The organism is Psychrobacter glacincola (assembly GCF_904846215.1).
Classification (GTDB): domain Bacteria; phylum Pseudomonadota; class Gammaproteobacteria; order Pseudomonadales; family Moraxellaceae; genus Psychrobacter; species Psychrobacter glacincola.
In genome coordinates this window covers 1-579 of sequence record NZ_CAJGZK010000112.1, presented here as the reverse complement: position 1 = coordinate 579, position 579 = coordinate 1, and the positions used below count along the sequence as shown (strand labels likewise).

Below are 579 nucleotides of genomic sequence, written 5' to 3'. Positions count from 1 at the left end.
TCAACTATATCATTAAATATAAGTCTGTCAACCAGTATATCATTAAATATAAGTCTGTCAACCCTTTGTTCTAATTCGTTTCAACGGGTTATCTGGGTTATAAGTTTGTTAACTTATTTGCCAGCTTCCCTTTGCTGAGGTGCGTATTATAGACGCTTTTAATAGAGTGTCAAGAACTTATTTTTAATTGGTTTTAAAGTAAATGTGAACTTCAATTGCCAATCTGGCTAGCACCCGGTTTTAAGTAACGAATTACTTATCATAAGTAGTAGCTTCGTTCCGATAGGGGCGTATTATACGCAGTTTTAGTTGACGGTCAAGGAGTTTGTGAGATTTTTTAATTAATAGCTTTGTGGTTTAATATTATGTTAGTTGTCAATAGGTTGGGTTTATCACCTGCTTATGATTAACTGTATTTAGACTATTAATGAATAATACTCTTCTCTATATAGCTTGGATTCAACATCGAAGTGCAACGCACCCGAAGCTAGATTTTACCTCAAGAGGCGTTCTAAACCCTAGCACCTTTCTAGGTCGATTATTTAAATTATCCTCAATCGACTGAACTAAGCGCGTGCA

1 pseudogene is annotated in these 579 nt (G+C 35.1%); it reads right to left on the bottom strand.

Annotated features, from left to right (window positions below):
- Positions 1 to 459 precede the first annotated feature (459 nt).
- Positions 460 to 579: pseudogene (locus JMW90_RS14130) on the bottom strand (IS30 family transposase); the annotation flags it as partial.